This is a genomic window from Nostoc sp. DedSLP04 (assembly GCF_034530775.1).
In the GTDB taxonomy this organism is placed as follows: Bacteria; Cyanobacteriota; Cyanobacteriia; order Cyanobacteriales; family Nostocaceae; genus Nostoc.
Window position 1 is genome coordinate 99719 of record NZ_JAVRCL010000002.1, and the last position, 13308, is coordinate 113026.

Sequence of the window (13308 nt, forward strand, 5' to 3'; positions counted from 1 at the left end):
TGACTACCAATTTTAGATTTTGAATTTTAAATTTTGGATTAGGGGCGTTGCTTCTAGTTCATATCTTGCTCTTACTGGGCAAAAAATCTAAAATAGCCATTCTAAAATCCCAAGCCGCATCTTTACACGGTGCGATCAATCCAAAATCGTCAATCGTTCGACTGAGCGTAGCCGAAGTCTCAAATCCAAAATTGATTGACCCCCCCCACCAGGAGCAAAGCTAGCATGATTTCTATTCATTCTGTCACTTCGGATGAATACCCCGACCAGACCAACAACCCAATCAATAGTCATGAAAATCAACCTGACAAGCCAGAAGAAGCTTGTGGTGTTTTTGGCATCTACGCCCCAGGAGAAAACGTTGCTAAACTGACCTACTTTGGATTGTATGCCCTCCAGCATCGGGGTCAAGAATCAGCTGGTATTGCCACTTTTGAGGGGACAAAGGTACATCTCCATAAAGATATGGGCTTGGTGTCTCAAGTCTTCAATGAATCTGTCTTGGATCAATTGCCTGGTAGTCTTGCTGTTGGTCACACTCGTTATTCCACCACAGGTTCTAGCCGCAAAGTTAATGCCCAACCCGCAGTACTAGAAACCCGTTTAGGTTCAATAGCTCTTGCACACAATGGTAATTTAGTCAATACTGTGCAACTACGTCAAGAGTTGCTTGAGAATAAATGTAACTTAGTGACAACAACAGACTCAGAAATGATCGCTTTTGCGATCGCAGAAGCCATAGATACGGGCGCTGATTGGCTAGAAGGTGGAATTCAGGCATTTCAACGTTGCCAAGGAGCCTTTAGTTTAGTTATTGGCACTCCCGTCGGCGTTATGGGTGTCCGCGATCCTAATGGAATCCGCCCCTTAGTAATCGGCACTTTGGCAGGTAATCCAGTCCGTTACGTTTTGGCTTCCGAGACTTGTGGTTTAGACATCATTGGAGCCGAATATCTGCGAGATGTAGAACCAGGTGAATTAGTTTGGATTACTGAAGAAGGTTTAGCTTCTTATCATTGGAGTCAAAAATCTGAGCGGAAATTGTGTATCTTTGAAATGATTTACTTTGCCCGCCCTGATAGCGTCATGCACAACGAGAGTTTGTACAGCTATCGAATGCGATTAGGACACCAGCTAGCTAAAGAATCTTTTGTAGATGCCGATATTGTCTTTGGTGTTCCTGATTCTGGTATACCTGCTGCCATTGGATTTTCTCAAGCGTCTGGTGTCGCTTACGGCGAAGGACTGATTAAAAATCGCTATGTTGGGCGAACCTTCATTCAACCAACCCAAACCATGCGGGAATCGGGTCTGCGGATGAAACTCAACCCCCTCAAAGATGTGCTGGTAGGTAAACGAGTAATTATTGTAGATGATTCGATTGTACGGGGTACTACCAGCCGTAAACTAGTCAAAACCTTACGTGAAGCAGGTGCAGTAGAGGTACACATGCGAATTTCGTCTCCGCCTGTAACTCATCCCTGCTTCTATGGTATCGATACCGATTCTCAGGATCAGCTAATTGCTGCTACCAAGTCAGTAGCAGAAATTGCCAAGCAACTGGAAGTAGACAGCCTCGCTTATCTGAGTTGGGAAGGAATGCTAGAAGCGACACGAGAAGACACCAATAGTTTCTGTTCTGCCTGCTTTACCGGAGATTATCCTGTGGTGATTCCTGAGCAAGTGAAACGTTCTAAGCTGATTTTAGAAAAGGTAGTGGTATAAGGGCTTCAACAGAAGAACCCCACCCCGCCAAAGCTACGGTGTACACACAAGTCCTTCTCACCCCCTCTAACTCCCCCTTGGTAAGGGGGAGAACCGGATTTCCCCCCTTTGCAAGGGGGGATTAAGGGGGGTAAATCCAAGGTTTGGGCTTAATTGACAGGATGTGTGTACACTTTAGCCCCGCAAGCGAGGAGGGGATTAAGGAATGGGGTGTAAGATTAGGATTCTTCTGGGGATGATTCTGATTTTTCTGGCTTGAGTAAAGGGAAAGCGATCGCATCCCGAATACTGGCACAATCGGTTAATAACATTACCAAGCGATCGATCCCAATCCCTAAACCACCTGTAGGTGGCATACCGTATTCCAAAGCGGTAAGAAAGTCTTCATCTACACCTTGGGCTTCTAAGTCACCAGCAGCTTTCCGCGCCGCTTGGGCTTCTAAACGTTCTCTTTGGTCGATGGGATCGGTAAGCTCTGAGAAACTATTCCCAGTTTCTCGCCCGACTATGAATAACTCAAATCTTTCCACCAAACCAGGCACAGAACGGTGAGGTTTTGCTAGAGGCGAAATTTCTACAGGGTAATCAATTACAAAGGTCGGTTGAATTAAATTGGCTTCTACTTTCTCTTCAAAGGCTAAATTTAGTAACTTACCAATTGATTGAGCTTCATCTATACCAGGGATAGCAGCATTTTTACTTGCTGTTTTTGCTTCTTCCAAACTTTGGAACGAATTAAAATCCAAGCCTGTAAATTCTTTAACTAAATCGTGCATTGTTACTCGTCGCCAAGGTGGTGTTAAATCTATCGGTTCTCCTTGGTAGGTGATTTGTAATGTGCCGAGTACCTCTTGGGCGACAGTAGTAATAATCCCTTCAGTCAACGCCATCATATCGTTGTAGTCGGCGTAGGCTTGGTAAATTTCAATCGTCGTAAATTCGGGATTGTGTCGAGTCGAAATTCCCTCATTGCGGAAAATTCGCCCCAATTCAAACACCTTTTCAAAACCACCCACAATCAACCGCTTGAGATGGAGTTCTGTGGCAATTCGCAGATACAATTCCATTTCTAAAGTGTTGTGGTAGGTGATAAATGGACGCGCATCTGCACCCCCAGTCTCACTTTGCAAAACTGGAGTTTCAATTTCCAAAAAATCCTGCTGTTCCAAATAGCGGCGAATGCCGGCAGTAATTTGAGCGCGACGGCGGAAAGTTTGCCGCACTTCCGGGTTAACAATCAAGTCAACGTAGCGCTGACGATAGCGCTTGGCAACATCCGTTAATCCATGCCACTTGTCGGGTAGGGGCAACAGGGATTTAGTGAGGATAGTATATTGTTTAACGTAGACAGATAACTCGCCCTTTTCAGTCCGTTTAATAGTACCTTTAACTCCCAGGATATCGCCTGCATCTGTGAGTTGTTTTAAATGATTGAAGGCATCAGCATCAATATCTGCCATGCTTTCTTGGATGCGATTTTTATCCAGATAAAGCTGAATTGTACCGGTTTCATCTTGCAAGGTGAAAAAAGCCAATTTACCGAAAACGCGACGCGCCATAATGCGTCCAGCTATGGCAACTTCCAAATCAACTTCTTCGCCACTGGATAAATCGGCAAATTTTTCTTGCAACTGCGCTGCATGATGGGTGGATTCCCAACGATAGGCATAAGGGTTAGTCCCTAGCTGCTTGAGTTGTTCTACTTTTTCCAGCCTTGCGGCTCGGATATCTTCTTCCGACATGGTAACGAACTAAATAGGGCAAGATTAATTATAGATGCTGCCAAAGTTGAGAGTAAAAGATAATCGCCTAAAAGTGATGTGCGTAGGCGTAGCCCACCGTAGGTATCGCTAAAGGAAATCCAATGACACAAACTAGAGTGCGCCTGTGGACTGTAAACGAATATCACCGAATGTTTGAAACGGGTATTATTACAGAGGATGAACGGGTAGAACTGATTGATGGGCAAGTTATCCCGATGAGCGCCAAAAATCCTCCCCATGCAGCGACAACGCTTTGTGCATCTGATTATCTCAAGCGGCTGCTAGCAGAAGTTGCCTTAGTTCGGGTGCAAGATCCCATTCAGTTGAGCGAATACTCGGAACCTGAGCCAGATATTGCTGTTGTCCGCATTGATGCGCGAAAGTATATCGATCGCCATCCCGCACCGAATGAAATCTTTTTATTGATTGAAGTAGCCGATACAACATTAGAAACAGACCGTAAACAAAAAGCGCCTCTTTATGCGAAAGCAGAAATTTATGACTACTGGATTTTGGATGTGAATCAGCATCAGGTTTATATTTTCCGCGAACCGGGTTTAGAAGGTTACAATCTTGAATTTATTTTGCAGGAGGATGCAACATTATCCTTGATTGCATTTCCAGAAATTGAAGTCCAAATTAGTCAAATGTTTCCATAATTTTTACAAATCAAACCTTTATTTATCTGCTATTTTTAGCAGATGCCTGGATGAAATAGCTTTCATTTTCAAGTTAGTAAATTGCACGATCGCTTTTACTAAATCTTGCTGTTCTGGTTGCAAATTTAGTTTTTCTAGGGCTTGCTTAATATTATTACCAGCCCGGAGATTGTGATTAAGTCGATCGCGTTGCGATCTGCTTAAGACTGCCTCAATTTCTCTGTTTCTTCGCTGACGCACAGCCTGGAGTTCTTGGCGTTGTAAGGGAGTCAGGTTAATCTGCGACGAGTTAGAGTAGCTTGCAGTTTTGGTAGTTTGGGCAAAAATGACACCAGAAATAGTATGGAGTTGAACGGGTGCAGCTAAGGCAATTCCCGGCATGGAAAGGACAAGAGCTAGAATAGCAGCGAACACAGAAAGCCGTTTTGTCAAGTGAATTGCCATATTGAGAAATGCCTATTACACAGTGGCGGATGTTTGCTTACCTTTAACAAGTTGCTTGAGCAACTGGTTTGGTTAATTAACCTCCAAAACCAGGAATTAAACGCTTTAAGGCGCGACCAGCAACATCGCCATAGCGCAGTTCTCCACACATAATCTTACCCATAATTTTGGCACCAGAGGGGCGCTTAACGCCAACTTTGTAGCCAATGGCTGGAAAGCGATAAAATGCCCCACCTAATTTTTGTGCCCAAGCCATTTCAGTACCCCACTGTTCATTAATGGCTTCGCTATATTTTTCTAAAGCATTGAGATCACCAGAAAGAGCCTCATTTATGGCTCCTGCTGCAATCAAACCGCTAAAAATTGACGGACGAATGCCTTCTGCTGTCATGGGATCGACTACACAAGCAGCTTCCCCAGCTAAAACTGCATTTTGAGTATGCAACTTTTGGTTGCCATCCCACAAGCAAAGAGGATAGCCATATTGCTTGCCAGTTTTGATATCTACATTAAACGATCGCGCGTACTCATCTAAAATTTTCTTAAAATCCTGGGGTTTGCCGCCGACAAATGTACCGACACCAATAGAATAACCGTCTGCCTTCGGGAAGTTCCAAATGTAGCCGTTTTTCACCAAGCCAAACTCGAAATGAATTGTAGATTTATCCTTTACCTCCGCGGCCACTTCTGCCTCTAAAGCTCCTGCTAAACGGCGTTTACGGTCTTTGAAGCCGAGCCATTTTGCCATTGACCCTTTGACACCATCAGCCGCGATTAAGTAGCGACCTGTAACTGAGCCATTAGCTGTGTTAACTTGCCAATAGTCACTTTGAAACTCAATACCAGTTACTTCCGTATTATCTCGTAGTTCAGCTCCTTGGTTTTGCCCTTGCTGCACTAGGAAATGGTCAAAAATATCTCGTCGCACCATCCAGACTGGTTCTTTGGTAGCGATTTTTGTTTCTACGGGGTCGCCCAAATTCCAGGTAAAGCGAAGGGAGTCGGCTTTTACAGAAATTACTGGGCTAAAATCAAAGTCGAACCATTGAGCGATCGCTGGAGATACACCACCACCACAAGGTTTATATCTTGGCAGAGATTCTTTTTCCAACACTAATACTGAGCGGCCTTGCTTGGCTAAATGATATGCAGCTGTTCCACCAGCTGGCCCAGCGCCGACGATGATGCAGTCGTACATATTGAATTTTTGCTCCAGGATTAGTTTATTTTCTATTGAGTAGGGGCAATTTATGAATTGTTCCTACTTTAATTATTCATGTCTACTTACTTGGTCGATCAATTTTTCTAGGATTTATGCAATAACTTAAGAAAAGATAAAGGCTGAAGAATTTATCCATTATCCTTCAGCCTTTATGCTTAAGACTTTAGACTTTAAACAGTCGTGATGTCTTTTTCTTTTTCTGCCAACAGTGCATCTATTTTGGCAGTATACTCATTTGTCAATTTTTGCAAGCTATCTTGTTGATCTTTCGATTCATCTTTGGAGATTTCAGAGGCTTTCTCCTGTTTGCGAATGGCGTCTATAGCATCACGGCGAATGTTACGAATAGCAACACGACCCTCTTCAGCATACTTGGATGCCATTTTGACGAATTCTTTACGACGCTCGCTTGTTAAAGGCGGAATATTTAATCTGATTACAGAACCGTCGTTACTGGGTGTTAAACCCACATCTGAGAGGGAAATAGCTTTCTCAATGATGTTTAGGGTGTTGCGCTCGTAGGGTTGAATTAAGATTGTCGTAGCATCCGGCGTGCTAATATTTGCCAGTGATTTCAAGGAAGTAGGCGAACCGTAATAGTCCACCAATACCTTATCTAATAGACTCGCATTGGCGCGACCAGTGCGAATCGAGTTAAAAGCTCGTTGAGTTGCCTCAACGGTTTTTTGCATCGTACTTTCAGCTTCAGCTAATTTCACAAGAACCTCCCACAAGGGTGCCGATGGATTCTCCCAAGACTGCTCGGTGGATATTTCCTCGCACCGTTAGGTCAAATACCAGAATTGGGATATTATTTTCTTTACACAAGGCGATCGCAGTACTATCCATCACCCGCAAATCTTGGGCTAAAACGTGCGCGTAGGTTAAGCTATTGTAACGCTTGGCGTCAGGATAAATATGAGGATCGGCATCATATACTCCATCTACTTTGGTGGCTTTAAAAATCACCTCAGCATCGATTTCTGCTGCTCTTAATGCCGCAGTCGTATCTGTAGTAAAAAAGGGATTTCCTGAACCAGCACCAAAAATTACCACCCGTCCTTTTTCAAGATGACGGATGGCACGACGACGAATATATGGTTCTGCTAATTCTTGCATAGCGATCGCGGTTTGCACCCGCGTCTGTACTCCTATGTGTTCTAGCGAATCTTGCAGCGTCATGGCATTCATTACCGTGGCAATCATCCCGATATAGTCAGCGGTTGCCCTGTCCATCCCCGCCGACGCTGCTTTAACGCCACGAAAAATATTGCCACCGCCAACAACTATGGCGATTTGAGTACCAGTCGCTATCACCTCTGCTAATTCTTGTGCTATTCCTTTGACTACTTCTGGATCAATGCCATAGCCCATGTTGCCCATTAAGGCTTCACCGCTCAGTTTGAGTAAAACCCGTCGGTAATTCGTTCCCATGAAGTTACGCTTTATCAAAAAAGTTGCAATTGCCTCCAATTTAAGATAACAGTTACAGGGACTATCTATGTCTAGTTACGCCAAATCAATGTAGTACCTACTGGTTCTGTTTGTGGTATGGCTATTTCTTCACCTTTAAACAGAGAAGCGATCGCAGTTCTCAAATAATCCTCTCCCACTGGTAATGGTTCTTGGGGATGATTATCAATTTTACCTTTATAGCGGACTATACCGTTAGTATCTATGAGAAAGGCTGTTGGTGTTTTTGTTGCGCCGAAACTGCCGGTCACATCTTGCGTTGAGTCCCACAGGTAGGGGAAATTCAACTGGTGACGTCGGGCAAAAGCTTTCATATTTTCAAAGCTTGACCTAGTGTCGTAGTCAACATTACTACCATTGAGTCCAATTAGTGTGAAGCCTTTTGGGGCAAATTCGGCTTGAATGTTTTTTAGTCTGCCTAAATACCGATCGACATAAGGGCAGTGGTTACACATAGAAATAACGCCGACTGCTCGGAACTTCTCAAGATAACGCCTGAGATGGTGTACTTGACCATCAATTCCTGGCAATTCAAAATCTGGTGCATAGCTCCCAACGGGAGTATCAATTGTTTCTAGTAGATTCATGATTTCTGGCCCGCAGAACTAGGAACAAGAAAAATATTGTTAAATTCAGCGTCAGTTTCCAGTTGCAAACCACCCCTTAGCCGATGCCTCATATTCGCCAATCTTATAGACCAAATTTGCGATCGTAAATTGTAAAACTACTGAATCTAGCACTGATGCTAATTCACTCACATCTAAAAAATAGCCCAAATATTACTCATATTAGAAACGTTATGATTTTTAATACTGACATCATCTCAGTTGTGAGTAAATTACCTCTATCAATAAGATGAAAACTTTCTATACTGGATAAAACTATCAGCTTAGAAGCTTTTGTGGTATATGTATAGGCTATCACTAGAGCCAAAGATTTATTTTGAAAATCTGATAAATTTTCTGCAAATTCAAAACAATTTTACTTGTGCTTTGCTGCTAAAAAGCTTTTAGCATTCTTTACATCAAATTTCCCATGACAACCTCAAGTTCAAAAACAGCACTTAACTCTACAAAAACCTGGATTTGGCAAGATTTTCCGATCTGTTACCAAACCCAAGGAACTACTGGGCCAGCTGTTGTCCTGGTGCATGGATTTGGTGCTTCTTGGTGGCACTGGCGAAAAAATATTCCGGTATTAGCGGAAAATTGCCGTGTTTATGCGATCGATTTAATTGGTTTTGGGGCTTCTGCAAAACCTCAGCCTGGTGAAAAAATTAACTACACACTAGAAACTTGGGGACAACAAGTAGCAGATTTTTGCCGTGAAGTAGTGGGTGAGCCAGCTTTTTTAGTGGGAAATTCCATTGGCTGTATTGTTGCTATGCAAGCAGCAGTAAGCAACCCAGATATTGCCTTGGGAGTTGCTTTACTCAACTGTTCTTTACGGCTGTTGCACGATCGCAAACGGGTAACTTTACCTTTATCTCGTCGTTACGGAGCGCCTTTGCTGCAACGGGTGCTATCTATTAAACCAGTTGGCGATTTCTTTTTCAATCAACTCGCCAAACCGAAAACGGTGCGGAAAATTTTGCTGCAAGCTTATGCGAATCCTGAGATGGTAACAGATGAGTTGGTAGATATTCTCACTTCACCAGCAAGCGATCCGGGGGCTGGGGCTGTGTTTCTGGCTTTTACTTCTTATTCTACAGGGCCATTGCCTGAAGACCTTTTACCATTGTTACAGTGTCCGGCGATTATTTTGTGGGGAACGGCCGATCCGTGGGAACCAATTAAGTTAGGGAGAGAATTAGCTAACTTTGGGCAAGTAGAAAAGTTTATTCCTTTAGAGGGAGTGGGGCATTGTCCTCAAGATGAAGCGCCGGAGTTAGTCAATCCGATTTTACTCGATTGGATTTTGGAGCGATCGCAGTCATAAACTCGGCTCAATTTTCACGTAATGGATGGTGTTGAATATAATCAAAAATATTTATTTTTTGTTAATTGAGCCGATACGAAAAATTGGCAATAGGACTATGGTCTTAATTAAATTAAGAGTTTGACTTAGCGATAAAGCCCTCTCTAATAGGAGGGCTTTATTATAGTTCTTGAAGTTTTAGTCCAAAAACTTTTAATACCAATTCAATTAATGATTGCAACACATCCTTGGGTAAAGACGCGATTCATCGCGTCTCTACAAAGAGTCTATTTGTCCCATTCTTTTTTCAAATTGGTATAACTACTTATTCTTATCTTCATCTAGTGCTTTTTGGATAGCTTGGCGACAAAATTCAGGAGGATCGTCCTTAGCCTTTACCTCTTCCTTCATTTCCTTAGAGACTCTAAAACTCAATTGGTCAGTTAATGGCTTATCTCCCTTTGGTTGCGCTGGTTCAAAATTTTGAGGGTTCCCTTTAGGATTAGGCATTGTTGAGAGATGTAAATATAGCTTGAGACGAACGAAACCATTAGAATAGAGTTTTATATCGGTGGCGATACCCAGTCTACAAAACAAGTTCACCACCGATACCACTTTTACAAGAGGTAACTCTATTTTATGTTCACAAGGTCAGAACTCGAAATCAAAACTATTGCTGAATTGAGAGACTTGTGTAGGCGTTACGGATTGAAGCCTACTGGGAACGGAGGGTACAAGACCAGTTGGATTGTTACCTTAATGGCATTCCCACAGATAGGACTCGCGCAACTAAGGCAAGGAAGAGGGTTGAAGTCACCAGGTTTTAGCGTTATTCAATTTCTTGAAGGTGTAGTAGATGAGATGAACTCACCCACAGATGAGCAAGCGGCGCTGATTAAGCTGACAATGGAAGGAAAGGCTATGAGCTACCCTGACAGATACGACCAAGAAAGCTTGCTTAACTTGCACAAGGCTAAGATGTATCTTGAAATTGCGATCGGACTACTAAACCAGTAAATTAGTTTTGAAGATTTGTAGTAAGGACTTTAGTACTTAGAAAATAAAGACTAAAGTCCTTACTACAAACTTGCTTACCCGTATTGGACTCAACTGAAAAGTACTATTTTTATTAACTAAGTACAACATTTCTTTAATTCATAGCGAATTAACTTTGGCAAAACTCTGTGTACCTTTGCGTTTAACTCTGTGTTCCTCTGCGTTTAAAAAAGTAGCTAAGGATGAATTTTTGGCGCTATCTCTTATTTGCTCAATTAGGAATAGTACTCAATGCAATTTAGTAACTCAAAACTAAGTTACTTAAAAAGAAGGCAAGGGCTGCACTACCTAAAGGAACTGTCAAATTGTCAATACCCAAAAATGAAACAGCTTCTAAAGCCGTAGCTATAATTGCCACTATCAGGGATATCGCCCAACTTTGCCAACTGTTTCCTTGAGTTCCAACTAAAATCAAACTACTGACAACATAGCCAACAAGCATCATAGTTAGGGAACCTTCCCAACTTTTTTCTGTCCCAAAAACTTTATACTTATGTTTACCAAAGCGTTGCCCAATTAAGGCTGCTAATCCATCTCCCCAAGTCATTACCAAAATTCCTAGTGCTGCGTATTGGGGTTGTTGCAAGTACCAGAACCAGGCAACTAAAATACCGAAACTGACAGAGTAAAAAAACGTCCCTAAGCTTTGCCGTCCAACGCTATTAATACCAGGAAGAATGGGCAATCGGTAGGATAATAAGGTGATTGCACTCGCTAAAATAGAAGCTGTAATCCCTACACTGGCGGGAATATCTAGCCACCAGGCGATTAAAATCACATTACCAGTGCCAATATGAACTATCTTCCGCACGATTTCTGGCTCGTTGGCGAAGCGGTTTACCACCAATGCAATTAGAAGGATGAGTAACACCCAGATTGCAGCCGACGCAATTTGCAGCCAGAAAACCGGAATTGAGGTGAAGTCAGAAAATGTAATTAACAAAGATGCAACAAAATGAAAATTTTTACCCCTGTTACTAATTTATAAGATTTGGGTAGCTGCAATGAAATTATTATTTATTTGGCTGATTCGGGGCTACCGAATGTTTATCTCGCCTTTGTTTCTCCCGACTTGTCGCTTTCAACCAACTTGTTCGATGTATGCTATTGAAGCTATTGAACGATTTGGTGTGTTGCGTGGTAGCTGGATGGCAACTCGGCGGATTTTGCGCTGTCATCCGTTTCATCCGGGTGGTTACGATCCAGTGCCAGAGGTGGTGGAAAAGGTGAAGGAGGAGTAGTTTTGTGCGGTGGGGAATTGAGGTTGGATTTTAAACGCAAAGGGGCGCAAAGGGAAGCACAGAGGGACGCGGAGAATGAGAAGAGGGGTAAATTATTAAAGGATGTGTTGGTGGGTATAGCTATTTGGGGAGATGTCAACAGATGAGGTTGTCATCTAGCGTGGGAAGGTTGAATAATTTAATTTAGACTTACGATGATTAATTTTACTGCGATTTCTATACCTGAACCACAAATTCCTACTCCTGGGCCGAGTCCGCTACCTAGCCCCAATCCTGAGCCGAATCCGCTACCTAGTCCCGAACCTGTACCGGGGCCAGCGATTCCTCAACCGTTACCGGGGCCTGTACCTGAACCAGTACCTGCTCCCATTCCTCAGACGGTTCCAGGGACAATTCCCCAAACCATACCGGAACCTGTTTAGATTAACTTGGTAATGTAATCCAAAATCCCAATCTAAAATCCAAAATGCTAAGAGCCGGAATTGTCGGACTTCCCAACGTCGGAAAATCTACTTTATTTAATGCTGTAGTTGCTAATGCCAAAGCTGAAGCAGCTAACTTCCCTTTTTGCACGATTGAACCGAATGTCGGCGTTGTCGCAGTACCGGATGAACGGTTAAATGTTCTTGCTAAGATTGCCAGTTCGGCACAAATTATCCCGGCGCGGGTTGAATTTGTAGATATTGCCGGTTTAGTTAAAGGTGCAAGTCAGGGTGAGGGATTAGGGAATCAATTCCTGTCCCACATCCGGGAAGTTGATGCGATCGTCCATGTGGTACGTTGTTTTGAAAATGATGATATTATCCACGTTGCTGGTTCTGTTGATCCAGCGCGAGATATTGAAATCATTAATATAGAACTGGGTTTATCAGATTTAGCACAAATTGAACGGCGAATTGATCGTACTCGTAAACTAGCTCGTACCAGCAAAGATGCACAGTTTGAAATCACAGTCTTAGAAAAATTAGCTGCGGCTTTAAATGAAGGTAAATCGGTGCGTCAGGTAAGCTTGAATGAAGAAGAAGCAGTAATTATTAAAGGATTGGAACTGCTGACTTATAAGCCAATTATTTATGCTGCCAATGTATCTGAAGATGAGTTGGCAACTGGTAATCATTTTGTCGAAACAGTGCGGCAAATTGCAGCAACAGAAAATGCCCAAGTTGTGATAGTTTCGGCTCAAGTTGAAGCTGAATTAGTGGAATTACCAGAAGAAGATAAAGCTGATTTCCTCGCGTCTTTAGGTGTGGAAGAAGGCGGTTTGAAATCATTGATTCGGGCAACTTACACGCTTCTAGGCTTGCGGACATATTTTACCTCCGGCCCCAAAGAAACCCGCGCTTGGACAATTAATGCGGGAATGTCTGCACCTCAAGCTGCTGGTGTAATCCACAGTGATTTTGAGCGGGGATTTATTCGCGCCGAAACTGTTGCTTATAAAGATTTGGTAACAACTGGTTCGATGAATGCTGCGAAGGAGAAAGGGTTGGTTCGCAGTGAAGGGAAAGAGTATGTTGTGCAGGAAGGGGATGTAATGTTGTTCCGATTTAATGTATAGATGTAATTAATGAGTGGCCGTTATCGAGAAGATAATGGTCAAGTTACGCTAAGTTGCGATCGCCATAAATATGCAAGGCGATCGCAAATAAACCAGCAATCCTCCAAATCTATCTAGTAGCTACTTCCACCCACAATATAGCCAAGCTGTGAGTATCGGTAAAATGAGTCTGTTAACGGATGCTCAATCATATCAAATCTAAACAATTTGCACCTACTTAATAAAGCAGCATTTTGTACCCACAGTTAAC

General features: G+C 42.9%; 15 protein-coding genes. 7 read left to right on the plus strand and 8 right to left on the minus strand.

What is annotated here, in order from left to right; genetic code table 11:
- The first annotated feature begins 225 nt into the window (after window positions 1-225).
- Window positions 226-1725, plus strand: a complete 1500-nt coding sequence (gene purF, locus RMX89_RS01550) for an amidophosphoribosyltransferase (protein WP_322687677.1) — start codon at window positions 226-228, stop codon at window positions 1723-1725.
- A gap of 218 nt (window positions 1726-1943) precedes the next feature.
- Here the strand turns inward: purF and lysS are convergent, their stop codons facing one another.
- Complete coding sequence (gene lysS / locus RMX89_RS01555; RefSeq protein ID WP_322687678.1) at window positions 1944-3467, minus strand: lysine--tRNA ligase; 1524 nt, start codon at window positions 3465-3467, stop codon at window positions 1944-1946.
- A gap of 122 nt (window positions 3468-3589) precedes the next feature.
- Between lysS and RMX89_RS01560 the strand changes: the two genes are divergently transcribed.
- Window positions 3590-4147, plus strand: a complete 558-nt coding sequence (locus RMX89_RS01560; protein WP_322687679.1) for a Uma2 family endonuclease — start codon at window positions 3590-3592, stop codon at window positions 4145-4147.
- A gap of 18 nt (window positions 4148-4165) precedes the next feature.
- On the opposite strand, the gene RMX89_RS01565 is transcribed toward RMX89_RS01560, so the two are convergent.
- From RMX89_RS01565 to RMX89_RS01585, 5 genes are all read right to left on the minus strand, one after another.
- Complete coding sequence (locus RMX89_RS01565; protein ID WP_322687680.1) at window positions 4166-4591, minus strand: hypothetical protein; 426 nt, start codon at window positions 4589-4591, stop codon at window positions 4166-4168.
- A gap of 76 nt (window positions 4592-4667) precedes the next feature.
- On the minus strand, window positions 4668-5789 hold the full coding sequence (locus RMX89_RS01570) for a geranylgeranyl reductase family protein (protein WP_322687681.1): 1122 nt from the start codon (window positions 5787-5789) through the stop codon (window positions 4668-4670).
- Between the two features lie 194 nt (window positions 5790-5983).
- Window positions 5984-6532 carry a ribosome recycling factor gene (gene frr / locus RMX89_RS01575; protein WP_322677384.1) on the minus strand — a complete coding sequence of 183 codons (549 nt, stop codon included), beginning with the start codon at window positions 6530-6532 and terminating at the stop codon, window positions 5984-5986.
- On the minus strand, window positions 6519-7247 hold the full coding sequence (pyrH, locus tag RMX89_RS01580) for a UMP kinase (protein ID WP_322669722.1): 729 nt from the start codon (window positions 7245-7247) through the stop codon (window positions 6519-6521). The genes frr and pyrH overlap by 14 nt, the downstream gene beginning before the upstream one ends.
- A gap of 71 nt (window positions 7248-7318) precedes the next feature.
- A complete protein-coding gene (locus RMX89_RS01585) occupies window positions 7319-7873 on the minus strand; it encodes a thioredoxin family protein (RefSeq protein WP_322669723.1) in 555 nt (184 codons plus the stop codon).
- 448 nt (window positions 7874-8321) lie between these two features.
- Between RMX89_RS01585 and RMX89_RS01590 the strand changes: the two genes are divergently transcribed.
- Entirely contained in the window at window positions 8322-9224 is a 903-nt protein-coding gene (locus RMX89_RS01590) for an alpha/beta fold hydrolase (protein WP_322687682.1), read from the plus strand.
- Between the two features lie 300 nt (window positions 9225-9524).
- Here the strand turns inward: RMX89_RS01590 and RMX89_RS01595 are convergent, their stop codons facing one another.
- Window positions 9525-9713 (minus strand): hypothetical protein, encoded by a 189-nt coding sequence (locus tag RMX89_RS01595; protein WP_322687683.1) that lies wholly within the window; start codon window positions 9711-9713, stop codon window positions 9525-9527.
- A 129-nt stretch (window positions 9714-9842) separates the two neighbouring features.
- Here RMX89_RS01595 and RMX89_RS01600 point away from each other — a divergent pair, with 129 nt between their 5' ends.
- Window positions 9843-10220, plus strand: coding sequence for a hypothetical protein (locus RMX89_RS01600; protein WP_322687684.1), 378 nt, complete (start codon window positions 9843-9845; stop codon window positions 10218-10220).
- A 277-nt stretch (window positions 10221-10497) separates the two neighbouring features.
- On the opposite strand, the gene RMX89_RS01605 is transcribed toward RMX89_RS01600, so the two are convergent.
- Window positions 10498-11202, minus strand: a complete 705-nt coding sequence (locus RMX89_RS01605) for an SEC59/DGK1/VTE5 family protein (RefSeq protein ID WP_322687685.1) — start codon at window positions 11200-11202, stop codon at window positions 10498-10500.
- Window positions 11203-11263: 61 nt separating this feature from the next.
- Between RMX89_RS01605 and yidD the strand changes: the two genes are divergently transcribed.
- From yidD to ychF, 3 genes are all read left to right on the plus strand, one after another.
- Complete coding sequence (yidD, locus tag RMX89_RS01610; RefSeq protein ID WP_012412579.1) at window positions 11264-11500, plus strand: membrane protein insertion efficiency factor YidD; 237 nt, start codon at window positions 11264-11266, stop codon at window positions 11498-11500.
- 194 nt (window positions 11501-11694) lie between these two features.
- Window positions 11695-11922, plus strand: coding sequence for a hypothetical protein (locus RMX89_RS01615; protein ID WP_322669727.1), 228 nt, complete (start codon window positions 11695-11697; stop codon window positions 11920-11922).
- 44 nt (window positions 11923-11966) lie between these two features.
- Entirely contained in the window at window positions 11967-13058 is a 1092-nt protein-coding gene (gene ychF / locus RMX89_RS01620) for a redox-regulated ATPase YchF (protein WP_322687686.1), read from the plus strand.
- The last annotated feature ends 250 nt before the right edge of the window (window positions 13059-13308 follow it).

Bases quoted from the DNA above. Each gene is read 5' to 3' on its own strand.
- RMX89_RS01615 (WP_322669727.1), top strand. From the start codon at position 11,695: ATGATTAATTTTACTGCGATTTCTATACCTGAACCACAAATTCCTACT.
- RMX89_RS01570 (WP_322687681.1), bottom strand. From the start codon at position 5,789: ATGTACGACTGCATCATCGTCGGCGCTGGGCCAGCTGGTGGAACAGCT.
- purF (WP_322687677.1), top strand. From the start codon at position 226: ATGATTTCTATTCATTCTGTCACTTCGGATGAATACCCCGACCAGACC.
- RMX89_RS01585 (WP_322669723.1), bottom strand. From the start codon at position 7,873: ATGAATCTACTAGAAACAATTGATACTCCCGTTGGGAGCTATGCACCA.
- RMX89_RS01560 (WP_322687679.1), top strand. From the start codon at position 3,590: ATGACACAAACTAGAGTGCGCCTGTGGACTGTAAACGAATATCACCGA.
- lysS (WP_322687678.1), bottom strand. From the start codon at position 3,467: ATGTCGGAAGAAGATATCCGAGCCGCAAGGCTGGAAAAAGTAGAACAA.
- RMX89_RS01590 (WP_322687682.1), top strand. From the start codon at position 8,322: ATGACAACCTCAAGTTCAAAAACAGCACTTAACTCTACAAAAACCTGG.
- ychF (WP_322687686.1), top strand. From the start codon at position 11,967: ATGCTAAGAGCCGGAATTGTCGGACTTCCCAACGTCGGAAAATCTACT.
- RMX89_RS01595 (WP_322687683.1), bottom strand. From the start codon at position 9,713: ATGCCTAATCCTAAAGGGAACCCTCAAAATTTTGAACCAGCGCAACCA.
- pyrH (WP_322669722.1), bottom strand. From the start codon at position 7,247: ATGGGAACGAATTACCGACGGGTTTTACTCAAACTGAGCGGTGAAGCC.
- RMX89_RS01565 (WP_322687680.1), bottom strand. From the start codon at position 4,591: ATGGCAATTCACTTGACAAAACGGCTTTCTGTGTTCGCTGCTATTCTA.
- yidD (WP_012412579.1), top strand. From the start codon at position 11,264: ATGAAATTATTATTTATTTGGCTGATTCGGGGCTACCGAATGTTTATC.
- RMX89_RS01600 (WP_322687684.1), top strand. From the start codon at position 9,843: ATGTTCACAAGGTCAGAACTCGAAATCAAAACTATTGCTGAATTGAGA.